Genomic DNA, 26,151 nt, shown 5'->3' on the forward strand with positions numbered 1-26,151 from the left:
AAAGAATCTGCTCTCAGGAGGTAATTTGGTACAGCTCCCGAAGAAAATTTGCCCGAGGCAGATGTCCTGAGAGAGCTTTCGCAGGGTAGGCCAGCTTAACGGTGAGCCGTCCGATCCGTTCGTTGATCGGGAGCAACAGAGGAAGCGTGAGCCCGTTTCACGTGGCTGCGGAACCGTGCCGGGGGCACCTCGAACTGGCGTTTGAACGCTCGATTGAAGGAAGGCTCCGACTCATATCCCACATCGTTTGCCACTTCGGCCACGCTCTTGTTGGTTGACGCCAACAGCTGGGCGGCGAGTTGCAGCCTCCAGCGTGTGAGATATCCTATCGGCGTGTCTGACAGATAATGCCGAAATCGTTCAGCCAACACGGAACGAGACACACCGACCTCATTCGCGAGGGAGGCGATTGTCCAGGGCTGAGCCGGCTGTTTATGCAGGAGCGCGAGGGCCTTTCCCACATCCGGGTCGCGCACGCCGGCCAGCCAGCCCGTTTGCGTCGGCGGCAATTTCTGGATGTACCGGCGCAACGTTTCTATGAACAACACTTCGGACAATTTGGCGATGACGGCGGCGCCGCCTGGGCCTGCGGCCTCAGCGTGATCGACGGAATATCGAAAGTTGTTCTCCAACCACTGTCCTGATGGGCTGTCCCGTATATGGACCTTGACGATCGGGGGGAGTCCGGCCAGGAAGACCTGACCGAGTTGCAAGTCGCAGGTCAGGTAGCCGCAGATCAGCTTGGTAAGCTCTCCTCCACCTCCAAATTGAGAGATCATACGTCCTTCGGCCAGCACCGGTCGGAGAAGTGTCGTACTGTCGATCGGTGTGATGGGAGGTCCGTTGCCCATTAAGTGCGCATCGCCGTGCGGGGCCATCACAATATCGCCGGCTTCAAGGGGTACTGTCCGGCCGTCTTCTTCGGTACGAACGTAACCTCGTCCTTCGGTGACCATGTGAAAGATAATGACGTGCTTTGGATGGGCGGGGAGATACGATGCTATTGTACCTCCGTCGGGTTGGCCTGCACACCAGGGCGACGAGAATTCTCCATAGAAGAACACCGCGCCGTCCAGTTTCACGGCTTTCAGGACTTCTGAAAGTACATCCATATCGATTGCTACGAGTAAGGGGTCCCTGCTAAGCGAATCGGACGCTCGGATAAACGAGCCGCAGCTTAGCATGCTCTTGCTAAGAGAGCCAGACGCGCTGATAAGACACCAGAACGCGTCTCGCGTATGGTGCAAACAGAAACAGCGCGGCGTATGAGACATGCCGCATATCGATCAAACAAGGAGGAGGCCGTTATGACAAATACAGCGATGGGTGAAATGGATGATGTAAAAACGCGGCTCAAATCGATCTGGACAGCGGGAGACTACGATCGATTCTCACGATACATGGAAGGCGGCGCACGAGAGTTCTACGACCGGCTCAACATCGCGCCGGGATCACGGTTGCTGGACGTCGCCTGCGGGTCCGGGCAATTGGCGCTGCTGGCGGCGAAAGACGGTATTGAAGTGTCCGGCGTCGATATCGCAAGCAACTTAGTAGAGCGGGCGCGGGCTCGCGCGCAAGGGGAGGGGCTGAAGGCTCGCTTTGAGGAGGCCGATGCAGAGGCGCTTCCGTTCGATGACGCGAGCTTCGATGTCGTGACCAGTCTGATCGGGGCGATGTTCGCCCCGCGACCCGAACTGGTCGCCAGGGAATTGCTGCGAGTGTGCGTGCCGGGAGGCACCATTGCCATGGCCAATTGGACCCCACAGGGATTCGTCGGGCAGATGTTCAAGGCCGTCTCGAAATTCATCGCGCCGTCCGGGATGCCGTCCCCGGTACTGTGGGGCGACGAAGCCACAGTCCGTGAGAGGCTTGGCCACGGACTCTCGGACCTCAACCTCACGAGGCGGCAGTACCTCTTCACCTATCCCTTTCCACCGTCGGAGGTCGTCGAGGTCTTTCGCCTCTATTATGGTCCAACGAATAGGGCGTTCGCCTCGCTCGATACCGACGGCCAAGCTCAATTGCGCCGGGACCTCGAATCGCTCTGGACTACCCACAACCGAGCCGGGGCCGATTGCACCACGGTGTACGGAGAATATCTTGAGGTCATCGGTGTTCGAGCGTGACAGGAAGTGGCCCACAATACGACAAGATCGCACTCCAGTTCCGTGCACAACATAATGACGTAAAGTCGGAGACAATCCATCGTCTACCATTCGCAAGGAGGCTGTCATGAAACCATTACGATTGCTCGGGTTGATTAGAAGGAAGCAGGCCATGAAGTGCTCTCAGGTCATCGCACTTGCCGCAGCTGCTCTACTTGTATATGTCGCTCCCAGTTGGGCCACAGAGCCGACGGCGGAGCATGCGCCAACGCAAGACCATTCTGACACGGTTCCTCTCTATACGGACCTCGGCTCTCACCACAAACGCATTTCCACGCGAGTCGCGGCCACACAACAGTACTTCGACCAGGGCCTGCGACTTGTCTACGGATTCAACCATGCGGAAGCGATCCGCTCATTCACACGTGCTGCAGAGCTCGATCCCACCTGCGCCATGTGCTACTGGGGGATTGCACTCGCCTACGGGCCCCACGTCAACGCTCCGATGGACAAGGCGAGCGGACTTGCGGCCTATGCGGCGTTGCAGAGAGCGCTGGCGCTCAAGTCCCACGCCACGGCGCAGGAGCGCGCGTACATCGAGGCGCTCGCGCAACGTTACGAGGCGGACCCACCTGTGGATCGTGCCAGGTTGGACGCGTCGTATTCACGCGCCATGGGACAGGTCGCCAAGACCTACCCCAAGGACCTCGATGCTGCAACACTGTACGCCGAATCGCTGATGGACCTCCGCCCATGGAACTACTGGCGTCCTGACGGTACTCCATACCCCGAGACCAAGGAAATCGTACGCCAGCTGGAGAGGGTCCTCACGGGCAACCCAAATCACCCCGGCGCCTGTCATTACTACATCCACGCAGTCGAAGCAGTGAACCCAAAGGCCGCCGTGCCCTGCGCCGAACGACTTGCTAAGCTCATGCCCGGAGCAGGACACATGGTCCACATGCCCTCGCACATCTTCATCCGTGTCGGGCGGTGGAACGATGCCGTGCAGGCCAACCACCATGCCATCCACTCCGACGAGGAGTTCATCGACGGGCAACGTCCGATGGGCGTCTATCCGCTCGCGTACTACCCCCACAACATCCACTTTCTCGCCTTCGCTTCCACAATGGCGGGCCGTAGTGCCCAGGCGATCGAGGCGGCCAACACACTCACCACCAAGGTGAACCTCGACGCTGCGCGCCAGGTCGGAATGCTGCAGGAAATGCTGCCGTACCACTCACTCACGCTCACAACGTTTGGAAAATGGGACAAGGTACTTGCTGAACCGCTTCCGCCGGAGGACATCCGATTCTCGTACGGCATGGCCTCCTACGCCAAAGGCGTAGCGCATGCCGCCAAAGGAGAGTGGGCAGAGGCGCAGGCAGCGCTGGACGTGGTGAAGACGATCGACGCAGCGACGCCCGACGGTGCTGAAGGCAAGACGTCGCTCTCGGTCGCTGTACATGCGCTGTCCGGCGAGGTCGCAACTCGCCGTGGTGACCTCGACGCAGGCATCGATCACTTCCGGGATGCGGCCAAGATCGAGGACGCGGGACTCTACTTCGAACCGCCCAAGTGGTACTACCCAATCAGGCACTCGCTCGGTGCCGCTCTGTTGAAAGCGGGACGCCATGCCGAGGCCGAGAAGGTGTATCAGGAGGACCTTCGTCGCTTCCCCGAGAACGGCTGGTCCTTGTTTGGACTGGCGCAAGCACTCCGGGCACAGGGGAAGGACACCGAGGCGGCTGCAGTGGACGCTCGCTTCCGCCGAGCGTGGCCAGACGCCGATGTAACGCTCACTGCATCGAGGTTCTAGCTAACGGAGAACTGCAGAAAACGGGGCGGAGCGCCTGGGGTCGGATCGGCGTAAGCCTTCCGACCCCTTGTTACATTCCTGCCGGTTTGAAAAGCGCTCGTGCGCGAAACCCTCAGTTTTGGAACTCCTGTTTTGGAGCAGGACGCTGGGTCGGCTTGGTCACGATGCGTTGTTGCGTTTGAGCAGGTTGGCGAAGGGTGTGAAGGGTCTGTCCGGCTCTCGACTCGAGGGAGACTCATGTGGCCCGCCACTTACCTGATCGCGCTGATGCTCATTGTCATGACAGTAGAGGCAGAGTAATTCCCAGTTGCTGCCGTCCGGCGGGTTGTTGTGATGGTTGTGGTCCTTGTGGTGGACCGTGAGTTGGCTCAGCTTTTTGCCGTCAAATTCTCGTCCGCAGTGGGCGCAGATCCAAGGGAGTATTTTCAGCGCACGCGATCGGTAGGGCTGCTCGTGGTTGCTCCGTACCATGCGAGCCTCCATGAAAAAGGCCACTCGTTACAGCGCCCTACTATACCAAATCAGCCGTACCATGCACTATCAACGATCCACGATACCACTCCTTTGTACCGGTGGTGGGGCACCCGCGTCAGACTCTTGAATGGGGGCGGAAGACCCATGCTCGGACCCCAAACGCTTGCGTTGCCACATTTTCCCCTTCGGTGTTAGACTCCGTTCCCGTGATTCCTCCCCCGGTCACTCAATCGGTGGTCGAATATGATACCGTCTCTTGAAGGTGAATCCGCTGCACCGCAGAACTATATCACCGACAACACAACGGAGACTGGAACGATCCTTCGGAGTATCCTCGAGGGAGTGGGAGCCAAAGTCGGCGAACAGTTTTTCCCGACTCTTGTGCAACAGTTGGCGACCTGGCTGGGAGTAGACTACGCGTATATCTCGGAACTGAACGAAGACGATGGCCGGTTCCGCTCAAAAGCGGGATGGGGCAAAGGCCAGTCGCTGCCGCCGTTCGAGGTCCCGGCTCGAGGTCCCTGTGAGACGGTTTTGACAGGCCGGTGTGTGCACCATCCAAGCAAGCTCCGCGAACTCTATCCCCATGTCCGATTGATTCAGGATATCGGTGTCGAGAGCTATTGCGGCGTTCCGGTCGTCGATGCCTCCGCCCGTGTCGTCGGGCATCTGGCCATCATGGATTCCCGACCGATGCCGGATCACGTGCGTGCGACCTCCATCCTAGGCATCTTCGCGATGCGCGCCGCTGCCGAATTCGAACGGCTGCGGTTCGAACGTGCTCTGCGCAAAAGCGACTTGACTCTGCGCAAGATCGATGAAGGTACCGCGGCCGCGACCGGAGCCGCGTTTTTTCCGTCGCTGGTCAGAAATCTGGCCGAGGCCCTCCAGACTAAATACGCGTTCGTCTCCAAATTCGTCGAGGGCAATCGGGCGCGCGTGCGGACGCTGGCGTTCTGGAACGGCAACGGCTTCCTCGACAATTTTGAATACGACCTGTCGCACACCCCCTGCGAGCGCGTGTTGGGCGGCGAGGTGTGTTTGTTTCCGGAGAACGTCCAAGACTGCTTTCCAGCGCATCGGGAAGACCTGGCCAAACTGGGCGTCGAGAGTTACTTGGCAATTCCGGTATCGGACCGCTCCGGCACAGTGATGGGCCACCTGGCCGTGATGGATACCAAGCCGATGCACGATGATCCGCGTGTGCTGTCGGTCTTCAAGATCTTCGGCGTTCGAGCCGGCGCCGAACTGGAACGAGAACGGATGGACGCCCAGCTCAAAGACAACGAAGAACGGTTGCGCGACCTGTTCGACGAGGCGCCGATCGCTTACGTGAACGAAGGCTTGGATTCCAGGTTCATCCGCGCCAACCGAACGGCCATGAAGACGCTGGGCATTACGCCTGATCAAGTGGATGGGACCTATGGGTTCTCATTCATACCCAACACACCGGACGCTCAACGACGTCTCAAGGAAGCCTTCGACTCGATCGGCAAGGGCATCGACACGAGCGGTGTGGTGCTCGAGCTCCGCCGAAAGGACAATGGCAAGCCGCTTTGGATCAAGTGGTGGTCGCGACCTGACCCGAGCGGCATCTACACCCGCACGATGTTTGTAGACATCACTGAGCAGGTGCTGATGGAGCAGGAAAAGGCCCGGCTCGAAGCCCAGGCCCTGTATCTCCAAGAAGAGATCAAAGGGACGCATAACTTCGAGGAATTGATCGGGTCGTCCACCTCGCTGAAGAAAGTGCTGAAATATGTCGAACGAGTCGCTCCGACTGATTCGACGGTGCTCGTGACCGGTGAGACCGGGACCGGGAAGGAGCTGATCGCGCGTGCGATCCACAATCTGAGTCCTCGCAAACACAAGCCGCTGGTGAAGGTCAACTGCGCGGCGATTCCGGCCGGCCTCATCGAAAGCGAACTCTTTGGGCATGAGAAGGGCGCTTTCACCGGCGCGTTGACAAAAAAGATGGGCCGCTTCGAAGTGGCCGATAAGGGCACGATCTTTCTAGACGAAATCGGTGAATTGCCGCTGGACCTGCAATCCAAACTGTTGCGTGTCTTGCAGGAGGGCGAGTTCGAACGGGTCGGCGGCATACAGACGTTCAAGGTGAATGTGCGAGTGATCGCCGCCACGAACCGAGACCTCGAACAGCTGGCCAAGACCGGTCAATACCGGCCCGATCTCTATTACCGTCTCAACGTATTTCCTGTTCATTTGCCTGCGCTGAGAGAACGCGAAGGAGACATTCCATTGCTGGCGCAGTATTTTGTCCGCAAGTTCTCCGCAAATCTCGGCAAGAAGCTCGACCGGATCCCGGAGCGGATGATCACGGCACTGCAGCGCTATCAGTGGCCGGGCAATATCCGGGAGCTGGAGCATGTGATCGAGCGGGCCGTGATCCTCAGTGAGGGGCATGAGTTGGAGCCGATCGACTGGCTCTCATCATCGAACGGGAAAGGCGGATACGCCAAGACGATGACGCTGGAAGAAATGGAACGAGAGCACATCCTCGATGTGCTGGAACAGACCAGCTGGCGCGTTAGCGGCGACAAGGGCGCGGCCAAAATCCTCGGACTCAATCCCACCACGCTGGAAGCCAGGATGAAGAGGCTTGGAATCGAGCGCAAGACGAAACACTAGCCACGAATTCGTCCTTTTCCCCATTCTCCCAAGAAAATTTCCCAACATTTCGTGACGGTCCCAATATCTTGGGAATTGCCTCATCTGTGCTGATTCGATCTTCCTTGCCGGTCGTGCCAAATAATCGCCGTAGATCTATAGCTTAGACCGAATTCGTTGCCTCATCGCTCTGTGGCATCTCTGTTGCTCAATACCCTGCCATCGAACTGATGCTGAAGGAGATGAGGAGACGATGCTGAAGATCACGAAGGTTCAGGAGAGCGGGAACGATGTGCTCCTGAAGCTGGAAGGCAAGATAACGGATCAATGGGCGGCGCTGCTTGATGAGGAATGCCGTTCCTATCTGCGGAAGAGAAAGTCCGTGTATTTGGATTGTTCCCACGTCGAGTACATCGATATGAGAGGAATTGAGGCGGTGAATAACCTCCCTCACAGACACGTGATCATAATGAGCGCTCCGGCCCTCGTGACGGAGCTGCTTCAGATTGGAGGCCGGTCATGAACGCAGCAACCACGACCTATACAGAACCATTTGGGCGCCCTTCGTCTCTTGATGGTCAGTCCTTATCGATATCGATGAGGACTGTAGTAACCACTGCCGAACACCAGCTGATCGCCAGGCTTCGGAAGGGAGAGGAGCGAGCCTTCGACGAGTTGGTCAACAAGCATCATGACGTACTGATTCGCATGGCCATAGGGTATGTGGCGGATCGGGAAGCGGCGGAAGAAGTCGTCCAGGATACCTGGATGGCGGTGATCGAAGGGTTAAATCGATTTGAAGGCCGGTCATCACTCAGGACCTGGATCTTTGGGATCATGATTCACAAGGCCAAGGATCGAGGAGTGCGCGAAAAACGGCACAGGACTTTCTCCTCCTTCGAGTCTGCCGACGATGACAGCGAGGAAGCGGTTGATCCATCTCGGTTTCACCGGTCCGGTGAATGGGCCGGCTCCTGGGCCCTTCCGCCTCAGCCATGGGACGACCAGACACCGGAGAAGCTCTTGGCATCACAGCAGGCGGTCGATGCCATGAATCGGGCTATTGAGGCGTTACCACGGGCCTTGAAGGACGTCTTGATCTTGCGTGATGTCGAGGGAGTCGGCACAACGGAGGTTTGCGAAGCCTTGAGGATTACTGAAACAAATCTGTATGTCAGGCTCCATCGGGCCAGAGAGCGGGTGCGCCAGGCAGTGGAGACCTATCTGGAAGGGCAATCTACTGTGTAAGGAAACGCCGTAAGGACCGACTCAGTCATAAGTACTGAAGGAGGGCCTTTATGATGGCACAGGAAGAGGGGCAACCGACTCTCTCAGAGATAACCTGCCGAGAGATCGTGCAGTGGGCCTCGGCCTACCTCGATGAATATGTCGGAGACGAGCGGAAGCGTCAAATAGCCATGCATTTGGCCATCTGTGCCGGTTGCGAGAGCTATGTGAAACAGATTGCGACGGTTCGAGCACTGCTGAGATTACTGCCCAAGGCCGTCGAACAACCATCCGATTCTCACCGATTGCGCCAGGCCTTTGCTGAGCGGGCAGGCCCATCACCAGCCGGTAGTTGATGTTCTACGCTGCTGTCTCGATTTATGTCTGTGTAAGAGTTTCTTTTCTCAGCGGTTGTCCGTGATAAGCTGTATCTCAACAATAGTGAAGCTGTCCGCTCCCGGTGGCTCTCGGATATTCCAGGCTATGTGCAGAAGGCTGATGCCAACTGGCCGGAGGTTCAGAAGCAGACCAAGGTGCAGGAATAGCCGAATTCAGCTCTCTGATCGTGTCAATTCACTAATACCAACCAGGAGGTTTTCGATGAAGAAGATGATGGTCTCCCTTGCAGCGATCGCATGTGTGATGTGCGTAAGCGCCTATTCCTTTGCCGGCGAGATGGACAAGATGGCAAACGAGATGAAAGGCGAGATGAAGGCCGATGTCGGCGCCATGAAGGGCGAAATGAAGTCCGGCACTGACGCCATGAAAGGTAACGCTGACACGATGAAGGGTGAGCTGAAAGGAGAGATGAAGGCAAGGACGGATTCGATGAAAGCGTCAAAGGATGCCATGAAAAACGACATGAAAGCCACACAAGATGCGATGAAAGGCGACATGAAAGGATTGTCGGGTTATTAATAAATAGAGAGCCCTGCTCGCTGTTATCTGCCACGGCCTGCGCTCGGTTGATCCAAGCGCAGGCCATTGTGTGTTCTCGCCCAACTCATTCCTCAGCTGTAAGAAACCAGACCTACTTCCGACGAAACGGTAGGTTGCGCATCTACTGGGCTGGGAGGTGGGGTTATGGCGTTGCACATTCAATCTGAAGAGGTCGTCAGTCGGGAAGGGGAGCTGATACCGATTGCAGAGCCGTCAGTCCTTGAGGCACCGTCGGCAGCGAATGATCACAGGGGTTCTTCTCCTCCCGCGATCGAACGGGTGTACCGCCATCGGCTACCGGTGCGGATCAGCCACTGGCTGAATGTTCCGTTCCTCATCATCCTGATCATGAGCGGCCTGCAGATCTTCAACGCCCATCCGGCTCTCTACTGGGCGATCGTTCTGATCGTGACCGTTCGCTACTCTCAATCAGGCCCGTGCAAACTGGCAGTGGCGAAATAAAAGGCGTCACGACAATTCTTGGTCATCAGTTCGATACGACCGGTGTTCTCGGCTACTCCAACGGCATGAGAAGGGCCTTTCCAGCCTGGGCGACCATTCCAAGCGCTAGATGGCTCGCCATGGGGCGACAATGGCACCTGTTCTTTGCCTGGCTTTTTGTGATCAACGGTGTGATTTTCATCGCCTATGTCTTGGCGAGTCGACATGTCACGCGCGATCTGACTCCGACAGGTAAGGATCTCCGTGGTATCGGTAAGTCGATCCAAGATCATCTGATTCTTCGGCATCCCACCGGTGACGAAGCCAAACGGTACAACGTCCTTCAGAAACTGGCCTATGCAAGCATCTTGTTCATCGTGGCACCGTTGATTGTGCTGACCGGTCTCGCGATGTCGCCCACGATCGATACGACCTTTCCATGGCTATTGACCATCTTCGGCGGACGTCAAGCGGCGAGGACGATTCACTTTCTCGCCTGTTTTTCATTCGTCGGATTCATCATCATTCACGTCCTCCAGGTGGTCCTCACCGGGTTCTTCAACAATATCCGCTCGATGGTCACTGGGTGGCTCATCGTCAAACATGAAGGAGTAAGTCATGAAGCATGCACGTACGATGGAACGACGCAGCTTCCTCAAGGGAACCCTGGGGGCAGCGAGCCTGGTTGCGCTTTCCGGTTGCGACAAGCTCACGCAGAGCAGCTGGTTTCCGGCTATTCTCCGCAAAGCCGAGCGGTGGACCGAAACAGTGCAACGGGCGGTCACTCCAAGGGATGCATTGGCAAAAGAATACCGCAAGGTCGACATCTCGACAGTATTTCCGGCCAATGGCAACAGTGATCCCGGTACCGAACAATACGCCGAGCACGTTGCACAGAATTTTTCTGAATGGACGCTGGACGTGGTCGGCTTGGTGCAGGCGCCGAGAAGTTGGTCCCTGGCCGCGCTGAAAGAGCTGCCCTCCCGGACACAAATCACCCGCCACGATTGTGTCGAGGGCTGGAGCGCTATCGGGAAGTGGACCGGTGTTCCGGTCGGTGATTTGATGCGCCAAGTCGAACCGTTGCCGAATGCCCGCTACGCGGTATTTCACTGCGCCGATGTGGACGACGAAGGAATCGCCTACTACGAGAGCATGGCGGTGGCCGATTGCTATCATCCACAAACGATTCTGGCCTATGAGTTAAATGACGCGCCATTGGATATTCCACATGGTGCCCCGCTCCGTCTCCGATTCGAGCAACAGCTCGGGTATAAGCAGGCGAAATATGTGATGAAGATCGAACTGGTCGACTCCCTTGCCGGCATCGGTGGCGGGAAGGGAGGCTATTGGGAGGATCAGGGGTATGAGTGGTATGCCGGTATATAGGGTGCTGAAACAGACTTTCAGCTCTGTTCTCGCTCCTTCTGACCTTGCGACATATACGAGTTGTATGCCTTGATTGCGGAAGCCCTCGTAAAGTCCCTTGCCGAGAAACCATTGCTCCCTATTAACCTCCTGGGAGATACTAGCGTGCGATGGAAGGAAGTCGCATGTCGCTGGGATGGTCGGTAAATGCGGAGGGGACATGAAAGAGAAGAATGGGAAGAGAAGGGGAGAAGACACAAGCCAGACGCCTGAGGTACGCGGGGGAAGCGATCCTTTTCAGCGTCTGCTCGGGCTGATGTTCAAGGCGCATCCGTGGCACGGTGTGTCTATCGGGGAGGAAGCCCCGGACGTGGTGACGGCCTACATCGAAATCGTCCCGACCGATACAGTCAAGTATGAAGTGGACAAGAGCAGCGGCTTTCTCAAGGTGGACCGGCCGCAGCGGTTTTCCAATTTCTGCCCGGTCTATTACGGGCTGATTCCGCAGACGTACTCCGGAAGCCAGGTGGCGGGCATCTTCGCCAAGCGAGCGCGTCGCAAGGACATGATCGGGGACGGCGATCCCCTCGACATCTGCGTGTTGTCGGAAAAGAGCATTCCGCACAGCGATATCCTCCTGACGGCGCTGCCGATCGGTGGGTTGAGCCTGGCCGATGGCGGGGAAGCCGACGATAAGATCATCGCCGTGATGCGGGACGATGCGGTGTATGGCAACTTCACGGATGTTTCACAATGTCCGAAGGCGCTCATGGATCGATTGCAACACTATTTTCTGACCTATAAGAGTGCGCCGGGCACGATTCATCACAAGGTGGAGATCACGAGCGTGTATGGACGGGAGGAAGCGCTGAAAGTCATCCGCGCTAGCCACGCCGACTATCGCGCGAAGTATCCGGAGCTGAGTTCCTTGTGGCCAAAGAATCTGTAGGGCATGCGATGGCGTTCATGCATGGCTCAGGAACCCAGCCCTTCTTATGTGGTGGGCGCGCCAATGTTGAGTATGCGTGACGATGATCCAGCGCAAGATTTTGGAGACTTCCCCATTCTGCCGAGGCGAGAGAAGGAGCTGTCAGTGATTGGGCATCAGGCAACAGACAGCGATACAGGCGCGAGAGTTTGAATGCGCTTCCGTCAAAATCTTGTCGAAAGCGACATGGTCGGTTCGTGTTCCAAACAGCGACAGTCGTCTGACGCGGCGGTTCAGGACGTGGTAGGCGAGGTCATCAGCAGCGAGACGCGGACGGCGTGGTATGACGGAGGTTGTATCTGATCCCAAGGGTTCAAGTCAATAAATTACCCCCGACCCCTTTTCTCATATACAGCCAGTTTACACCCTTATTTGTTCCCGAGCCAAGACCACCACCGCACATCATGTACTAAACTGTTAAATCTGTAGGCAGGCGCGTACATTGTCTATCTTCCAGGAAACATTGCGTTTAGCTTGCAATCGGTCACAAGACCCTGTGTTCTGCGTACACAGCACCAGTGATCTTCATGTCAGCACTACTGATATTCCGAGATTTTTTCTACTCACCTTCGTAGCCCAGCGGCTCACATCTTGCTTAGCTGTCACCCTGACGTGGTGAACGATTCTGCTCTCCAGCCTCTTCTCGGCTGGCCACGTCAGTTAAACAAGTCGTCATAGGTTCCTGCACATGAGATGTTCGCATCTCGTGAGGGGAGCTTGTTGTAGTATAACATACTAAGTATTAGTTATGTGGAAGGGGTATCTAGATGAGTTGGATAAAGGCAATCACTACTGTTCTTGTGCTGTGGTCCGGTACTGCATGGGGTGCCACCTTGACGTGGGACGCGAGCAGTGGGCCGAACCTAGCGGGATATCGCGTCTATAACTGCAGTCAGCTACCATGCTCACCATCGGCTGCCACAGCGACGCTGCTCGCTACACTAGGGACTGGCACCAGTTTCAATATTGGAACACCGGGCGTCGTTCAATACTATGTGGTTACCGCGTACAACTCTGCAAACATCGAGTCGAGCCCGAGCAGCGTCGCCACCTATACCCCATCCGGGACTTCAACATCCCCTCCGACGGTGACACTGACCGTTCTGGGATCGCCGGCTCAGGGGCAGCCCTGGACCGTGCAGGCGTACCCGGCCAACGTGACGGGAACCGTTTCAGTGGAATTTTGGATCAACAACGACCTTGATCACATTCAGGATGCCGCCCCCTATTGCGCGTTCGCCGGCGCGGACAGCGCGAATTGCCGTACGGCCTTGAGGCCATTCGGGTCCTACACTATTGAGGCGCGTGTGCGGAGCAATGGGATCGAGGTCACTCGTCAGGCCATTACAGTTCAAGCATCCGCAACTCCCTCGGGAATTCCTCCGGCTCCTCCAGCTCCTCCGGCAACTTCTGGTCCAACGGTGACGCTGACCGTTCTGGGATCGCCGACTCAGGGGCAGCCCTGGACCGTGCAGGCGTACCCGGCCAACGTGGCGGGAACCGTTTCAGTGGAATACTGGATCAACAACGACCTTGATCACATTGAACAGTACGCCCCCTATTGCGCGTTCGTCGGTGCGGACGGCGCGAATTGCCGTACGGCCTTGAGGCCATTTGGGTCCTACACTATTGAGGCGCGTGTGCGGAGCAATGGGATAGAAGTCGTTCGCCAGGCCGTTACAGTCCAGGCATCTACAACGCCCTCGGCAACTTCTGGTCCAACGGTGACGCTGACTGTTCTCGGATCACCGACTCAGGGGCAGCCCTGGACCGTGCAGGCGTACCTCGCCAACGCGACGGGAACCGTTTCAGTGCAATTCTGGATCAACAACACCGTGAATCGCGTCGAAGGTTTTGCCCCCTATTGCCCGTTCGATGGTGCTGACGACGGCGTGCATTGCCTTGCGAAATTGAGGCCCTTCGGGTTTTACACCATTGAGGCGCGTGTGGTAAGCAATGGGACTGAAGTCACTCGCCAGGTCATTGTAGTTAAAGCAGGTAGCCAGTGATCCTGGAATTGGCCCTTCGATCAGAACAAAAAAATGGGGTACCCATCGTGAAGACTTAGGTCAGGGAGCACACGATACTTCACGTCGGTTACGGTTGATCCTGACACGTCGTGCGCCGTGGGAGGAGCTACAGACGTTGGGTCGAAGTCAGAAAGCGGAGCGGAAAGCCCAATGGCGGCCCACGGTAGCCGCCCGACAGAGCGATTAAGCTCGGATTCCAAAATGCAAAGGGGCCGGGGGTCTTATTTACAGTGTCCAAAGGCTCTCACGAGAATGGAGTCTGCCCCAGAGTCGTCGGTTTAAGCAGGTGCCGAGACATTTGTGACGCGCCGGACCTTGATCTTCCAAGCTCGTTTTTCTGCTCGTGCAAGATCAGAGGCGGCCTGCATTCACAACCAGGTCTCCGCGCCGCCCCCGTATGCTTTTCCCAGACAGAATGCCATCTCTGCTGAAATTCCGGCTCTTCCGCTGACCAAGTTATTCATAGCCTGTCGCGTAACGTCCAGCACCTTAGCTCTCTCCGCGATGGAAAACTCAGCTGCTCAAGGCCATCATGTCGGACTGACATTCGGTGTGCGATGGGTGCTTCATGCGCAGCGGCTAGGCTAGACGATACCCCCTACACCGCCAAAAAGGAGAGGCACTGTAAGTGTTTCTCATCTTTAGCAGGTTGCGGGAAAACCCTCCGTTCATCGTTCGAGAGCCTCAGGACGAACGGAGCGCTGGTTGAATGTACTGAGGTTTTCCGTTCGTGCTGAGACCTGTCGAAGCACAAAAATCGAGTTTTTCAGCAGCCTGTTAGCTCTATTCCAGGGGGAGGTCCCCGCCCGAAAGGGCGTGGAATCTACCGTAGGTCACTCGCCCAGTTCTATGGATTCTCAGGCTACGTGCGAACAGAAGAGGGTTCTGTAGAAGGTGAGCAAGTCGTCGAAGCGGAAGAACCCGTGAACGTATCGATCAGAAGCTCATCGCCTCCACGATGCTTACGGCTGATTCCGTGGGTACAACCTTCGTCAGTCGAAGATCGGCCTTGTCAAGGAGCGCGCGATACTCGGGGATTGTCCGTTCTTGTCCGCCGGGGCCGACGAGCATCATCATGTCCAGCATTTTTCCCGGGTGCGGCGCGTTGCCTTCCGGTAGGACCATCTCGATCACCAACACACGACCGGCTGGTGCGAGGGCTCGCCGGCAATGCCCCAGAATCCTCAGGCACTGGGCCTCGGTCCAATCGTGAATGATGTGCGAGAGCAGGTACGCATCGTGGCCGCTGGGTACACGATCGAAGAAACTGCCGGACTCAATCGTCACCCGATCGGCCACGCCGTGAGACCGGAGCAGTGTCGGAGCGTCGCGGATAACATGGGGAAGATCGTACAGGATACCGCGCGGCTTGGGATGTCGGCTCAGAATAGTGGCCAACAGATTGCCCGTCGCCCCGCCGACGTCCACGATCGTGCGCATGCCGGAGAAGTCGTACGCAGCGGCCACGGCGGACGGTTCCGCTCCATGGAAACTCACCATGGTCTCGCTGAAGAGGGAGGCTTCTTCGGGATGCTGAGCCAGCCACTCAAAGATGGGCATGCCCATCGCCTGCTCCAAGCCGGGTTTTCCTGACTGGACTGACTCAAGCAGACGTCCCCATCCTTGCGTCATGATCGGGCTCGCCAGCGTCAGGATCGCTGCGCGAGCCGAACCAGGGGCGCCAGTCTTCAGAGCCGCACCAAGAGTGGTCAACATGAAGCGGCCTGCGCTGTCCTCGGTTACGAGGCCAAGATATCCGAGCGTCCGCAGGAAACGGCCAAGGGAAGGGGGATGGGTGTTCGTCACAGCGGCCAGATCATCCACAGGGGTCGGTCCCTTGCCCAGATGGTCTGCCAGGCTCAACTTTGCGGCGACGTAGAGGATGTGCGACACCCAATGCGCAGTGCCCATTTGAACGAGTCGTGCATGAGGGGGAAGAGCGCTGATATCGGGTTCGGGCATCGGGTGGCCTCCGGGATCAAGGCGTGTCGTGTGACGCGGAGGAGTGTACCGCAATGAAGGAGGTGTATGCACTATTGAAGTGAGAAAACCGGAAAGGTGATCGAGAGGTAACTCACTCATGCAGAGCTGGATGCCGCTTGACAATTGATGAAACAACATCAAATATCTCGCGTCGGCGCGGAACTTGACGGTAGATATGATGCTGATCAGTTTCCCAATAGGTCATGTGTAAAGGGGATTGACATGGACCCAAATTTTTGGCAACAACGGTGGGAGAAGAATGAAATTGGCTTCCACGAAGACAACGCCAATCCACTCCTGGTCAACCATTTCCATGAGCTGTCGGTAGCCAAAGGCTGTCGGATCTTTGTCCCCTTGTGTGGAAAGACGCTGGATATTTCTTGGCTACTGTCCCATGGCTATCGTGTGGCTGGAGCTGAATTGAGTCGACTCGCCATCGAGCAATTATTTATGGGACTCGGCATGAAACCGGAAATCGCGACCGTCGGCGGCATCGAGCAGTGGAGCGCGAACAATCTCGACATCTTTGTCGGCGATATCTTCGAGCTGTCTGGAAAGATGCTCGGCCCAGTTGATGCCGTCTATGACCGGGCCGCATTGGTGGCGCTTCCCGCAGAAATGCGCAAGCGATATACAGCACACCTCACGGAGATAACCGGCAAGGCGCCACAGCTACTGATTACCTATGACTACAACCAGAGCCTGATGGAAGGTCCTCCGTTTTCAGTGAGTAATGAAGAGGTTCACCGGCACTACGCCACGACGTATGATCTCAGGCTCATTGCCGGCACGCAGGTTGCCGGCGGGTTGAAGGGAAAGGCACCTGCCAAAGAGAATGTCTGGCTGCTGAAAGGGTCGGGGAGAAGCTGAACATCGAGCTCGCTCATATTGTGCTTTCCTGTAGCAAGGTCATCAACCACAAGAAGTCGTAAAGGATCGGCAGACTGTGTTTACGAGCCTTTCGGACGTCCACGTGGCCGCAATGTGGATTCCATTCCGAATCGTCTAGTCATCCGTTTCACCCAGGCTTCTTCGCCAAAGGGACGGCCACGTTGCACACTCACCCGAAGGGCCTCCAGTTCCTCGCCGGTTTCAGGACGATTCACCCGCGCCACCCAATTCCGTGGGCGGTCTATCGGCCAGTCGCTCAGCCATGTGGTCAGCTTCGGGTCCCCCTGCGTTCGGCGCCATAAGCTGGACCATTGCCAATTTTCGGCTTGCCTAACCAGCCTCGCCCGCAACGCATTGCGCTCCACATAGCGAGCAACCGCGAGGAAGGGCTCATTCATTTGCACCGGAAATGACTTGAATCGGCCCTGGTAGACCGGACCAGTGCCGGCTGTTTGATGGTGAACGTGCCAACGTTGGGTATGCGTCACGGTGATCCAGCGGACCACTTCGGAAAGTTCTCCATCGCGTTTCGGCCAGAGGAGCAGATGCCAGTGATTCGGCATCAGACAATAGGCGGCGATACGAATCCGAGAGTGTGCATGCGCTTCCGCCAAAATCTTTTCGAAGGCGACATAGTCGGTCCGTGTCTCAAACAGCGACAGGCGTCCGACACGGCGATTGAGGACATGGTAGGCAAGGTCTCCGGCTGCGAGGCGCGGACGGCGTGGCATGACGCATGTTGTATCTGATCCCGGATGGTCAAGTCAAGGAACGACTCCCGACCCCTTTGTAGTTTTCAGAGGTTTTCTACAGTGCACTCCCGACTCCGTTATAGTTTTGCGAGCCCGCCTGCGATTCCTTTTCGACAACCAATTGCGTTGCAAGTGACGGTTGTCACTGGAGCCTGCGTTCAATCAGCCTGGCTTCAACCTCCAAATGCTTACTCTCCAGCTGGTGCCGCTGTTGACGAAGGTTCTCCAATGCCTTCACGTACTGTCGGCGGTGCAGTTGCCATTGATTAAGCAATTGTGCTTTCTCCTCTTGACTCCGCTGAACCCGTTCAAGGGTGTCGCGCGTCAGAACGAGATGATCGCGCCGTAACACCCATTGCTGCTGGTGAAGCTGCCAGCCGGACAAGTCCAGCGCCTGCAGTTCCTGCAGGGCCGGATCGGTTCCTACCGACTCCTGCTGAACATCGTTGATGCGCCTCGGCACCGTATCGATGTTGACGCTCAGTTGCGTGATGCCTTTGCCCAAGAGGTCGATGACTGGATCATCGGTAACGGCAGGTTCGCGCTGTGCCGAGCCGGAGCCGACACAAGCTGCGGCGCTGAGAGCAAGTACAGTTCCGACAAGCATCCATAGTTCAGATCGGTTCATATGTCCTCCCGCATGAAAGCCCCATGACATCGTTCCGATTACACATGTTCTGTCGAATCCTCCTCCGGTCACGTGAACGATCTACTTTCCATGTCTGATACCTTCGCGGGCCAAGATCGTCCCATCTTCTACGCCTACGGTGAAAACTGCTCCCTTCCGCTATTCTCCGAGGTAATGTCCCGTGGCCCTGATTTGTCGGATGTATGGTCGTTCTCCAGGTTGACCGCACCGGAATAACGGATGGCCGCTCCCATGAGGATTCGCTTGGTTTCATCATACTCATACGGGACCGCCATGCTGCCGATCGGGAGTCCGCCCCCAGGACCCCAACCCCCATAAGGACCACCATACATGCCATATCCCCAGGAGTTGCCGTAGTACGGGCTGTTGTAGCCCCACGGGCCATAGAGGGGTGGATAGGACTCTCTGCGTATCGTCTGAGTTTGTGGCTGTGCAAACACCACGGCATCGGCGCCAAGGGCAGCCGCTCGATTCAAGAACTTGCGTTGCAGGCTTCCGAAACTGAGCCGCCTGTCGCTGATCCGTAACTCCGCGAGGTCGCGATGAGGCCTCGTCGGAGTTTGTCTCAACACAGCGACCTCTTCCCCAGACGTCTTGGGAGGAAAGCTGTCATTGGTGAGCAAGATGGTATCCACGCTTGCGCATGCAGAGAAGCATAGGCAGAGGCCGATGATGATCGGACTGACCGTTAAGTACCGCTCCTTGCGACAGGCCTGGATGACCTTGAGCGACCCTCGTTTATCGGCGACGCAGCCTACTGCGGAGGTACAAAAACGGGGCAGGACTTGCGTTGCGACTTTCGAAGCGCTAGACCCTGCCCCATGTCCCGTCCCCTGTGAATCGGATTTCTTGACGCGCCCTACCACGTCACCACAAGTTGAAGCAGTTCACAGTCGGTCGACAGATTGCCGTGCTGCAACCCGGTCTTATTGATACAAGACCTTTATTTTGTGGAGCCTATTCCCCGTCATGGGATCTTCCTATCATGTGGTCGTTTCCTCTGGGTTGAGGTCGTATCCGAGCTCCGGCGTCACGATGCGCACTTTGGAGCCTTCGAGCAACGCTGCGCTGGGGTTGTTCACGATGCGGTCGTTCGGGCCGATCCCCTCTGAGACTTGGATGATGTTGTCGAAGAGTTTGTCCACAGTGATTGGTTGCAAGCGCAGATGGTCATCCTCCTTCACCACGGCCACTTGTGTGCCATGTTCCTTATAGATCAATACGGAGGACGGCAGAATGAAGGCTTCTTGATCGATCGGCGTCGTCATGTGGACTTGGGCATAGGTGCCGGGCCAGAGCGCACGGTCCTCGTTCTCGATCGTGAAAATAGTGGTGGCCGTGCGTGTGCCTATTTCAAATCCCTTGGCGACGGTCAGAAACTGGAAGTTGAAATGCCGGTGAGGCAGCGGCGCCACGGTCACGTCGGCCGTCAAGCCTGGACGGAGAAACGGCCCGAACGTCTGTGGCACATTGACGAAGAGACGCAATTTATCGACGACGGCGACTGTAAACAGGTTCGATTTTGCATTGGGGGTGTTGAGGTTGCCCTCCTTACTGACCAAGTCGCCGACGTTGATGTTACGTTGGATGACGACACCGTCAAAGGGCGCGATGATCTTTTTAAATCCAATGAACGCCTCGATGTTCTTGACCTTTTGCTCCGCGGCCCTGACCACCGCGGCCTGAGATTTCAAGTTTTGTTCTTGCACCGTGATCGACTGCTCGGACACCGCATGATTGGGACGCAGCGCGATCCAGCGATTCGCGGTCACGTCGGCGAGTTTGTACTTGGCGCGCTCTGATGCCAAATCCGCCTGAGCCTGTAGATATTCGGCGTCGAGATCCGGCGTACTGATTTCGGCGAGGAGATCGCCCTTTTTCACTTCGTCGCCGTAGCGCTTGTACCACATTTTCACATAGCCCGTGACGCGCGCGTAGATCGGCGCTTCGTACCAGCCGACGATAGTGCCGGGAAGCACAATGGACTCGGACTTCGGAGTCGGCTTGGGAGAAACGACCGCGACCGTGGGGACGGCCTCTTCGAGCGTCCTGTCGCGCAGCGAAGCGGCCTCGCTTTGGGACTCATATATCCGATAGCCGAGATAGAATCCGCACAGAACAATGGCTGCAATGGCGATACGTGATCGAACAAGTGTCGCGATCATATGATCTCCTTCGGTAGCTTAGCCGTACGCCGGCTGTAAACGATGGCATACACACAGGGTACGAAAAGCAGAGTGAAGAGCGTGGCCATGAGCAAGCCGCCGATGACGGCGCGGCCCAGCGGCGCGTTCTGTGAATAGCCCGTCGCCATGGGGACCATCCCGAAAATCATGGCTGCGGCGGTCATGAGCACGGGACGGAAGCGGGTCGTTCCTGCTTCGATCGCGGCTCGCAGCGCGTCGCCGTGCTCTTGAAGCATCTCGCGCGCATAGGACACCACGAGGATTGAATTGGCGGTCGCCGTGCCCATGCACATGATGGCGCCGGTCAGCGCCGGCTCCGACAGACGCGTATGGGTGAGAAACAAGGCCCAGGCGATGCCCGCCAGCGCGCCGGGCAAGGCGGTAATGATGATGAAGGGATCGAGCCAGGATTGGAAATTGACGACGATCAACAGATAAATCAGCATGATCGCGACGAGTAGCCCGAAAATCAACTCGGCATAGGCGTCGTACATCAATGAGGCTTGGCCGTGGATTTCGACCTCCGCGCTGCGCGGCTTCTGGTCCTCCATGCTCTTGGCGACTTTCTGTACATCCGCCAACACCCCGCCGAGGTCGCGATCTTCAACGGAGACATAGATGTCGAAGAGCGGCATGATGTTGCCGTGTGTGATGACGCCCGGCGTCCCCTCCGGTATCAAGTCGGACAAATTGCCGAGCAACTGGACATCACCCCTCAGGTCGTTTGAGGAATCGACCGGAACGGTCTTGAGACTATTGACACTATTGATGAACGGCTGCGGCGTATAGACATTGATCAGGTACGACATGCCGGTACTGGGGTCGAGCCAATAGATCTGATCGATTTGTTGACTGCCGGCGGTGGTCATGAGGAGATTTTCGGCCATGTCCCTCTCGGTTCTGTCGACGTTAAGCCCGAACGTACGATTTCCTTCGACCATCATGGTCGGCGTACGCATCGTCTGGTGAACCACCACGTCTTTCGCCCCGGGGATTTTGCGAAACTCGTCGGCCAATTTGAGAGTGTATTCGTAGCTAGGGTACGTATCCGGGCCGTTGACCTGCACGTCGATCGGCGCTGGCGCACCGAAGTTGAGAATCTTGGCGGTCAGATCGGATGGCTGAAACGTGAATTCGGTCCCCGGGTACCGCTCTTTCAAGCCCTTGCGGAGCGTCTTTCGGATGTCCCACACAGGCGATTTTTCATTATGCAGGAGAATCGTCATGTCACAATCCTGAGAACCAATCGTCGGCGTCGGAATGAACGCGAGATTGTGCGGTCCGACCGGCAGACCGCAGTTGCTGACGATGTTTTCGACTTGATTGGGCAGTAACTCCTCGATGCTGTGGGCGACGAGCGTGGTAATGCGGCCTGACACCTCGATACGCGTCCCGAGCGGAGCCCGCATGTGCATCTGAATGACCCCAGACCGGATCTCCGGGAAATAGTCGCGACCGAGGAAGAAAAACAGGCCCATCGAGCCGACCGCGACGGCGAGCGAAACGGTGACGAAGGCACGGCGACGAGCGATCATCCGTTTGAGCAACACCTCGTAGCTGTCGCGGAACCGGTTGAAGCGGCGTTCGAACCCCTGCTGAAAACGGACGAAGACGTTCCGCGACGGCTCCGCAGCCGGCTGTCCGTGAGGTTGGTGTTCATGCGGTTGCTCATGGTGACTCTTCATCATGTATTTCGCCATGGTCGGCACCAGCGTGCGCGAGAAGATGAAGGAGGCGATCATCGCGATCATGACGGCCTCCGCCATCGGTTTAAACAGATAGCCGGCGACGCCGCTGAGATCGAAGAGCGGGAACCAGGCGATCGCGATGCACAGGGTGGCAACGAGGGTCGGCACGACGATCTGATTAGCGGCGTCGATGATGGCCTGTTCCAGCGGCTTGCCCATCTCGAGATGGCGGTCGATATTCTCAATCATCACGGTGGCATCATCGACCAGAATGCCGACGGCCAGCGCCAGACCGCCCAAGGTCATGACGTTGATCGTCTCCTCGAGCCAATGCAGGCCGATGATGGCGGTCATGATAGACAGCGGGATCGAGACCCAGACGATGACCGTGGCACGCCAGGAGCCGAGCAGCAGCAGCACAATGAGGCCGACCAGCGCGCCGGCGGTCAGCATTTCGTGGAGCACGTCGGAGATCGAATCTTTCACGAAGGTTGAGGCGTCGTCGAGGAGCCGGATCCTCACGCCCTCCGGAGAGACTCGTTCGGCGCGCGGGATCATCTTTTTGATCCCCTCGACCACGTCGAGCGTCGAGGCCTCCGTACTCTTCATCGCAACGAGGATGACGGTTTGCTTGCCCTTCACCAGCACCATGTTCTGTTGCACCCGGCCCATGAGGCGCACCGACGCCACGTCGCGCAGGTAGACGTAGGCGTTGCCCTCCCGCTTGATCGGAATATTCGAAAAATCATCGATCTTCAACGGTGACGCGTTCGTCAAGACGACCCAGTCGGTCTGCTTGATCTTGATATCGCCGGACGGCAACACGAGATATTGCTTCATCAGAACATCGTGAATATCCGACGGGGTGAGGTGACGAGCGAGCATTTTCTGGGGATCAAGGTTGACCATGACCTGCATGTCCTGCCCCCCGTATGGGTGTGGGAGGACGATCCCCGGTACGGTGACCATCAGCGGGCGGATTCGCATGTAGGTGAGATTGTAGAGCTCTGCGGGCGTCAGATCCTCGGAGCTGATTTCAAGCATGGCCACCGGGATGGAGGAAGGCGCAAGACGCATGACCATGGGCGGAGAAATATCGGGCGGTAGAGCCTTGACGACATTTTGCGCGATACCCACGATATCCGCTTCGGCCCTGCCCACGTCGATTCCGTCCTGGAGAAAGATGTTGGTGATGCTGCTGCCGTAATAAGAATGACTATGAATATACTTGATGCCTTCGACCGTCGAGGTCAAAAAGCGTTCGAACATGTACGTGATGCGCCCTTCCACCTGTGGTGGGATCATGCCGGAGTAGATCCAGACCACGGAGGTGACGGGAATTGTGATATTCGGAAAGACGTCGGTCGGCATGTGACGGATCGTCTTGGTCCCTAAAAACAAGATGAGAATGGACATGACGACGAAGGTGTACGGTCTGCGGAGTGCAATGAGGACAAGCTGATTCATACGTCTGCCTCCTCTACGGCTACTTTTCTATATCTGGTCTACCCCTGAGAGAAATGACAGTCCACTCGTTGCGATGGCCCTAGTGCAGAATCTGATCCATGATCGCTGACATTCTTCTTCCCCGTTACAAGAAACCCTCGCACACGAAACCCTCGGTGTTTCACTTGCATCTTATATAGCGTTATACCGAACAGCCCCGATGGGAGGAACTCGGGAATTCCGAAGGGGACAGGGAAAATATTACGAGGTCAGGTAAAAATGACAGTACATGAACGGCCGTCATCTATGAGGTAGACATGATTCCGTGGGTGAGAGCGTATTTGATTAGATCGGCGGTGGTCTGGAGATTGAGCTGCGTCAAAATCTGGCTCTTATGAAACTCAACCGTCCGTGAAGAGATGTTCAAGATATTCGCAATTTCCTTTGCCGTCCGCCCCTCGGCCAACAGTTGCAGAACTTCGCGCTGACGCGTGGTGAGGCGCTGCGTCTCACCCGGCGTGTCCGATGCTGTTGAGAGAAAGACATCGAGCATGTCTTTGGTAATCAACGGGGTAATATAGGAATGTCCCGCAACCGCCGCCCGAATAGCTTGGTCCAATTCATCCACCGCCGAACGCTTGAGCACGTAGGCCGATGCTCCCGCCTCGAAGGCGGACCGGATGTATTCCCTGTCGGCGTGCATGGTGACGATGATGATTTTGGTACCGGGGCAGATCTTCTTCAGTTGGGCCGCCGCATCGATACCGTTCAGCAGCGGCATGGACACATCGAGAATCACAATATCTGGCTGAAGCTTCTCTGCGGCATCCAAGAGTGCGCGCCCGTCTTCGACGGCGCCGACCAACTCATACTGCCCTTCGAGAATTCGTCGAAACCCCTCCAAGACCAGGAGATGATCGTCCGCCAACAGCACGCGCGGCTTAGACATGTCGTCCTCCTTGAATCAGCGGGATGGCAACTCGGATATGGGTGCCGCGTCCTGGTCTCGACTCCACCTCCAACGTGCCCTGTGCCAAGCGTACGCGTTCCTTCATGCTCAGTAATCCCAGGTGTCCACCGAGCTTGCTGGACTGTCCGAGGTCAAACCCAACTCCATTGTCCCGAATGGACAGGTCGATCGTCTCATCGTCGCACATCACCTCCACTTCGACCTGTGAAGCCTGGGCATGCCGGACGACGTTGCTGAGACTTTCTTGCACGATCCGATAGATGCAGATGGTGACTTCGTCCGGCAGTGCCGCGATCGGATCATTGTGCACATAGGTGCTCTGGATACCTGTATGGGTTGAAAAGTCATCGACAAGGCCGCGCACCGCTTTTATTAGGCCCAAATCATCCAAGATGGATGGATGAAAGCGATAGGCCATTTGACGCACATCGTCGGAAATGAGGGTGAGACATTCGGACACCCGGCGAATCTCATCCCGTAGATGGTCATGATCGGTAAACATGCCTTTCTCTATCTGTCGCAGATCCATCGACAGCATCGCAAGCCGTTGATTGATATGGTCGTGCAAGTCGCGGGAAATCCTCCGACGATCTTCTTCCTGCGCCGTGAGAAGCTGTCCGGCCAGCGCCCGCAACTCCTCTCGATTCTGCTGAAGTTGCCGCTCCCTGGCTTGAAGCGCGGCTTCGCTGGCGCGCAGCGACTGTTCGGTTTCTTTGCGGTCGGCAATCTCGGTGATCAAGGATTGATTGAGCGTGGCCAATTGTTGTGTCCGGGCTTGCACCCGTGCCTCGAGTTCGTCGTGCGCTTGCCGAAGTTCGTCCTCGGCTCTGCGGCGATGTAAAAAAAACAGCAACGGTAGCCAGAGAGCCGTGAGGCTGAACAGACGATTGACCACACCCATCCAATGCGGTACGCCGACGATGGTCAAGCCGAGATCGGTACCGGCCAAGTCAAGCACGGAACAGACTGCCGCAGCAATGAGTGGGCCTTTTCGGTACGGCAGCAGAAATGAGAGGATAACCAGTCCGCCGTAGAGCACCCCGGTACTGATGCCGCTTGGTAGATACAGATCGAGGCAGAACAGACCAGCACCGATGCCGATGATGAGGGAGAGCAAGGCTCTGTTGGTGCCATAGGTCATGACGTGAGCCTCACGTAATGGAACGAAACTCTAGAATCTATTTAACAATTCTTAACACTTCATCACACTATGAGCATCCCTGGTGGCTCGTAGAACACTTCTGCACTTGGATCGACTCCTCCGGTGGAAGCGGCGTTTGCTGATCCGTTAGGAGTATTCTGCCACAAACTTCCTGGGGTTTGTGCGGATCGTCTGCATCAGCCTGCTGCTGAAACAGTAGATGTCAGGCTTGCAAATTAGTGAACTCACGAAACGAAAGCCACTGAGGAAATCAACAGGTCCTTGCTCGGTAAGTTACGAGGTTTCCGAGGTGCCCACCTACCATTGATCCTGCGAATCCTATTGAAGTGCTCTGCTCGGTGAGGGCAGGGGTGAAAGCAAGATCCGGCGAAGCTGACGTTGACCCCATTCCGAGATAACTCTTAA

Annotated in this window: 23 protein-coding genes; 13 read left to right on the forward strand and 10 right to left on the reverse strand. The window is 56.8% G+C overall.

The annotated features are described in order from the left end of the window. Positions 1–95 precede the first annotated feature (95 nt). Positions 96–1,112, reverse strand: coding sequence for an AraC family transcriptional regulator (locus tag P0119_12375; GenBank protein MDF0666852.1), 1,017 nt, complete (start codon positions 1,110–1,112; stop codon positions 96–98). A 195-nt stretch (positions 1,113–1,307) separates the two neighbouring features. Here P0119_12375 and P0119_12380 point away from each other — a divergent pair, with 195 nt between their 5' ends. Both P0119_12380 and P0119_12385 read left to right on the forward strand, forming a co-directional pair. Continuing rightward, a complete protein-coding gene (locus P0119_12380; GenBank protein MDF0666853.1) occupies positions 1,308–2,126 on the forward strand; it encodes a methyltransferase domain-containing protein in 819 nt (272 codons plus the stop codon). 106 nt (positions 2,127–2,232) lie between these two features. Next, the gene (locus tag P0119_12385) at positions 2,233–3,924 is read left to right on the forward strand and encodes a tetratricopeptide repeat protein (GenBank protein MDF0666854.1); all 1,692 of its coding nucleotides are present in this window, start codon (positions 2,233–2,235) and stop codon (positions 3,922–3,924) included. A 159-nt stretch (positions 3,925–4,083) separates the two neighbouring features. Here the strand turns inward: P0119_12385 and P0119_12390 are convergent, their stop codons facing one another. After that, positions 4,084–4,395: a YajD family HNH nuclease gene (locus tag P0119_12390; GenBank protein MDF0666855.1), complete on the reverse strand. Its 312-nt coding sequence runs from the start codon at positions 4,393–4,395 to the stop codon at positions 4,084–4,086. A gap of 246 nt (positions 4,396–4,641) precedes the next feature. On the opposite strand from P0119_12390, the gene P0119_12395 reads away from it, so the two are divergent. The 10 genes from P0119_12395 to P0119_12440 all read left to right on the forward strand — a co-directional run bounded on the left by P0119_12395 (position 4,642) and on the right by P0119_12440 (position 13,998). Then, positions 4,642–7,047 carry a sigma 54-interacting transcriptional regulator gene (locus tag P0119_12395; GenBank protein MDF0666856.1) on the forward strand — a complete coding sequence of 802 codons (2,406 nt, stop codon included), beginning with the start codon at positions 4,642–4,644 and terminating at the stop codon, positions 7,045–7,047. Positions 7,048–7,279: 232 nt separating this feature from the next. After that, positions 7,280–7,549, forward strand: a complete 270-nt coding sequence (locus P0119_12400) for a hypothetical protein (protein ID MDF0666857.1) — start codon at positions 7,280–7,282, stop codon at positions 7,547–7,549. Beyond that, a complete protein-coding gene (locus P0119_12405; GenBank protein ID MDF0666858.1) occupies positions 7,546–8,274 on the forward strand; it encodes a sigma-70 family RNA polymerase sigma factor in 729 nt (242 codons plus the stop codon). Before P0119_12400 ends, P0119_12405 begins: the two co-directional genes overlap by 4 nt. A gap of 50 nt (positions 8,275–8,324) precedes the next feature. Beyond that, positions 8,325–8,609 carry a zf-HC2 domain-containing protein gene (locus P0119_12410; GenBank protein ID MDF0666859.1) on the forward strand — a complete coding sequence of 95 codons (285 nt, stop codon included), beginning with the start codon at positions 8,325–8,327 and terminating at the stop codon, positions 8,607–8,609. 244 nt (positions 8,610–8,853) lie between these two features. Next, a complete protein-coding gene (locus P0119_12415; GenBank protein ID MDF0666860.1) occupies positions 8,854–9,171 on the forward strand; it encodes a hypothetical protein in 318 nt (105 codons plus the stop codon). 165 nt (positions 9,172–9,336) lie between these two features. Further along, on the forward strand, positions 9,337–9,654 hold the full coding sequence (locus P0119_12420) for a cytochrome b/b6 domain-containing protein (GenBank protein ID MDF0666861.1): 318 nt from the start codon (positions 9,337–9,339) through the stop codon (positions 9,652–9,654). Beyond that, a complete protein-coding gene (locus P0119_12425; GenBank protein ID MDF0666862.1) occupies positions 9,630–10,493 on the forward strand; it encodes a cytochrome b/b6 domain-containing protein in 864 nt (287 codons plus the stop codon). Before P0119_12420 ends, P0119_12425 begins: the two co-directional genes overlap by 25 nt. After that, entirely contained in the window at positions 10,432–11,022 is a 591-nt protein-coding gene (locus P0119_12430) for a molybdopterin-dependent oxidoreductase (GenBank protein MDF0666863.1), read from the forward strand. Before P0119_12425 ends, P0119_12430 begins: the two co-directional genes overlap by 62 nt. Positions 11,023–11,221: 199 nt before the next feature. After that, positions 11,222–11,950 carry an inorganic pyrophosphatase gene (locus P0119_12435; GenBank protein ID MDF0666864.1) on the forward strand — a complete coding sequence of 243 codons (729 nt, stop codon included), beginning with the start codon at positions 11,222–11,224 and terminating at the stop codon, positions 11,948–11,950. A gap of 806 nt (positions 11,951–12,756) precedes the next feature. Continuing rightward, entirely contained in the window at positions 12,757–13,998 is a 1,242-nt protein-coding gene (locus tag P0119_12440; GenBank protein ID MDF0666865.1) for a hypothetical protein, read from the forward strand. A 957-nt stretch (positions 13,999–14,955) separates the two neighbouring features. On the opposite strand, the gene P0119_12445 is transcribed toward P0119_12440, so the two are convergent. Further along, positions 14,956–15,981, reverse strand: a complete 1,026-nt coding sequence (locus tag P0119_12445) for a methyltransferase (protein MDF0666866.1) — start codon at positions 15,979–15,981, stop codon at positions 14,956–14,958. 243 nt (positions 15,982–16,224) lie between these two features. On the opposite strand from P0119_12445, the gene tmpT reads away from it, so the two are divergent. Beyond that, positions 16,225–16,872: a thiopurine S-methyltransferase gene (tmpT, locus tag P0119_12450; GenBank protein MDF0666867.1), complete on the forward strand. Its 648-nt coding sequence runs from the start codon at positions 16,225–16,227 to the stop codon at positions 16,870–16,872. Between the two features lie 80 nt (positions 16,873–16,952). Here the strand turns inward: tmpT and P0119_12455 are convergent, their stop codons facing one another. The 7 genes from P0119_12455 to P0119_12485 form a co-directional block, all read right to left on the reverse strand. Next, the gene (locus P0119_12455) at positions 16,953–17,624 is read right to left on the reverse strand and encodes a transposase (GenBank protein ID MDF0666868.1); all 672 of its coding nucleotides are present in this window, start codon (positions 17,622–17,624) and stop codon (positions 16,953–16,955) included. Between the two features lie 163 nt (positions 17,625–17,787). Continuing rightward, positions 17,788–18,273, reverse strand: coding sequence for a hypothetical protein (locus P0119_12460; protein ID MDF0666869.1), 486 nt, complete (start codon positions 18,271–18,273; stop codon positions 17,788–17,790). Between the two features lie 134 nt (positions 18,274–18,407). Continuing rightward, a complete protein-coding gene (locus P0119_12465; GenBank protein MDF0666870.1) occupies positions 18,408–19,160 on the reverse strand; it encodes a hypothetical protein in 753 nt (250 codons plus the stop codon). A gap of 117 nt (positions 19,161–19,277) precedes the next feature. Further along, on the reverse strand, positions 19,278–20,459 hold the full coding sequence (locus P0119_12470; protein MDF0666871.1) for an efflux RND transporter periplasmic adaptor subunit: 1,182 nt from the start codon (positions 20,457–20,459) through the stop codon (positions 19,278–19,280). Continuing rightward, positions 20,456–23,635, reverse strand: a complete 3,180-nt coding sequence (locus P0119_12475; GenBank protein MDF0666872.1) for an efflux RND transporter permease subunit — start codon at positions 23,633–23,635, stop codon at positions 20,456–20,458. The genes P0119_12470 and P0119_12475 overlap by 4 nt, the downstream gene beginning before the upstream one ends. 283 nt (positions 23,636–23,918) lie before the next feature. Next, a complete protein-coding gene (locus P0119_12480; GenBank protein MDF0666873.1) occupies positions 23,919–24,563 on the reverse strand; it encodes a response regulator transcription factor in 645 nt (214 codons plus the stop codon). Further along, entirely contained in the window at positions 24,556–25,725 is a 1,170-nt protein-coding gene (locus tag P0119_12485; GenBank protein ID MDF0666874.1) for a sensor histidine kinase, read from the reverse strand. Before P0119_12485 ends, P0119_12480 begins: the two co-directional genes overlap by 8 nt. Between the last annotated feature and the right edge of the window lie 426 nt (positions 25,726–26,151).

Origin of the sequence: Nitrospira sp. (assembly GCA_029194665.1) — a bacterium.
Taxonomy (GTDB): domain Bacteria; phylum Nitrospirota; class Nitrospiria; order Nitrospirales; family Nitrospiraceae; genus Nitrospira_D.

Excerpts from the sequence above, each read along its gene's own strand:
- P0119_12480 (MDF0666873.1), bottom strand. The coding sequence starts at position 24,563 with ATGTCTAAGCCGCGCGTGCTGTTGGCGGACGATCATCTCCTGGTCTTG.
- P0119_12475 (MDF0666872.1), bottom strand. The coding sequence starts at position 23,635 with ATGAATCAGCTTGTCCTCATTGCACTCCGCAGACCGTACACCTTCGTC.
- P0119_12390 (MDF0666855.1), bottom strand. The coding sequence starts at position 4,395 with ATGGTACGGAGCAACCACGAGCAGCCCTACCGATCGCGTGCGCTGAAA.
- P0119_12400 (MDF0666857.1), top strand. The coding sequence starts at position 7,280 with ATGCTGAAGATCACGAAGGTTCAGGAGAGCGGGAACGATGTGCTCCTG.
- P0119_12460 (MDF0666869.1), bottom strand. The coding sequence starts at position 18,273 with ATGAACCGATCTGAACTATGGATGCTTGTCGGAACTGTACTTGCTCTC.
- P0119_12470 (MDF0666871.1), bottom strand. The coding sequence starts at position 20,459 with ATGATCGCGACACTTGTTCGATCACGTATCGCCATTGCAGCCATTGTT.
- P0119_12420 (MDF0666861.1), top strand. The coding sequence starts at position 9,337 with ATGGCGTTGCACATTCAATCTGAAGAGGTCGTCAGTCGGGAAGGGGAG.
- P0119_12455 (MDF0666868.1), bottom strand. The coding sequence starts at position 17,624 with ATGCCACGCCGTCCGCGCCTCGCAGCCGGAGACCTTGCCTACCATGTC.
- P0119_12375 (MDF0666852.1), bottom strand. The coding sequence starts at position 1,112 with ATGGATGTACTTTCAGAAGTCCTGAAAGCCGTGAAACTGGACGGCGCG.
- P0119_12395 (MDF0666856.1), top strand. The coding sequence starts at position 4,642 with ATGATACCGTCTCTTGAAGGTGAATCCGCTGCACCGCAGAACTATATC.
- tmpT (MDF0666867.1), top strand. The coding sequence starts at position 16,225 with ATGGACCCAAATTTTTGGCAACAACGGTGGGAGAAGAATGAAATTGGC.
- P0119_12415 (MDF0666860.1), top strand. The coding sequence starts at position 8,854 with ATGAAGAAGATGATGGTCTCCCTTGCAGCGATCGCATGTGTGATGTGC.
- P0119_12485 (MDF0666874.1), bottom strand. The coding sequence starts at position 25,725 with ATGACCTATGGCACCAACAGAGCCTTGCTCTCCCTCATCATCGGCATC.
- P0119_12410 (MDF0666859.1), top strand. The coding sequence starts at position 8,325 with ATGATGGCACAGGAAGAGGGGCAACCGACTCTCTCAGAGATAACCTGC.
- P0119_12435 (MDF0666864.1), top strand. The coding sequence starts at position 11,222 with ATGAAAGAGAAGAATGGGAAGAGAAGGGGAGAAGACACAAGCCAGACG.
- P0119_12385 (MDF0666854.1), top strand. The coding sequence starts at position 2,233 with ATGAAACCATTACGATTGCTCGGGTTGATTAGAAGGAAGCAGGCCATG.
- P0119_12405 (MDF0666858.1), top strand. The coding sequence starts at position 7,546 with ATGAACGCAGCAACCACGACCTATACAGAACCATTTGGGCGCCCTTCG.
- P0119_12445 (MDF0666866.1), bottom strand. The coding sequence starts at position 15,981 with ATGCCCGAACCCGATATCAGCGCTCTTCCCCCTCATGCACGACTCGTT.
- P0119_12380 (MDF0666853.1), top strand. The coding sequence starts at position 1,308 with ATGACAAATACAGCGATGGGTGAAATGGATGATGTAAAAACGCGGCTC.
- P0119_12440 (MDF0666865.1), top strand. The coding sequence starts at position 12,757 with ATGAGTTGGATAAAGGCAATCACTACTGTTCTTGTGCTGTGGTCCGGT.